Source organism: Streptomyces swartbergensis (assembly GCF_002148965.1).
In the GTDB taxonomy this organism is placed as follows: domain Bacteria; phylum Actinomycetota; class Actinomycetes; order Streptomycetales; family Streptomycetaceae; genus Streptomyces; species Streptomyces swartbergensis.
In genome coordinates this window covers 1-702 of sequence record NZ_NGFN01000828.1, presented here as the reverse complement: position 1 = coordinate 702, position 702 = coordinate 1, and the positions used below count along the sequence as shown (strand labels likewise).

The 702-nt window shown below is 71.8% G+C and carries 1 protein-coding gene and 1 pseudogene; both read right to left on the bottom strand.

What is annotated here, in order from left to right:
* Positions 1-159 (bottom strand): annotated as a pseudogene (locus CA983_RS44585) (ATP-binding protein); the annotation flags it as partial.
* Between the two features lie 98 nt (positions 160-257).
* Positions 258-482 (bottom strand): DUF5133 domain-containing protein, encoded by a 225-nt coding sequence (locus tag CA983_RS44580; RefSeq protein WP_086606190.1) that lies wholly within the window; start codon positions 480-482, stop codon positions 258-260.
* Positions 483-702: the final 220 nt, after the last annotated feature.

Genomic DNA, 702 nt, shown 5'->3' with positions numbered 1-702 from the left:
TCACAACAGGCGGCCCGCCGGATCCCCGCCGGGATCGTCGACCAGCACGATCGCGGCTTTCACGCGCTTGCCCACCGGTTCGCGCCGCACCTCGGAACCGCGGCACACCGCCATCGTGATCTCCAGGCCATGCCACCCGACGCGGCCAGGATCGGCAGAACAGGAGTCCCCAGCCACCGCGCCCATCCCGATTCACCGGCCAGGCCTGGATGGTGCTGGCGGTCTGCCCCCAGGGTGCGCCTGTGGCCCGGGCTTCGTCAGCGACGCMGAGGCTGCTCGGGKCGCATCGCGTCGGCCAGCTGCCGGCGKGCCACAKMCAGCGCCGWGTCCAACTGACGGGTGCCGGTGACCACACACAGCGTGTACGACGCGTCCTCGAGCTGGCGCCTGATCTCCGCACTGCCACCGGACGCCATGCGCCGCCTGAGCGTCTCGCAGCGTTCGACGAGCTCCCGCAGGAGCGAAGGATGCGCCCTCAGCATGACGGACCGCCTCCGTCCTCGCCCGTTCGGACCCGCCTCCTTCACTCCTACGGTCGCAAGCCTCGGTGCCCGCCGCACCCGGAAGCCGAGCGGCCCGCCCGGTCACACATCCGGGAGGCCACCGGCAACCCGATGGCGCGCTTGTGAATCGCGGTCGGCGTCTGTACACGCTGCGCACGGGCATGGCGTGGCTGCACCGCTGGGAGAACGGTGCAGCCGG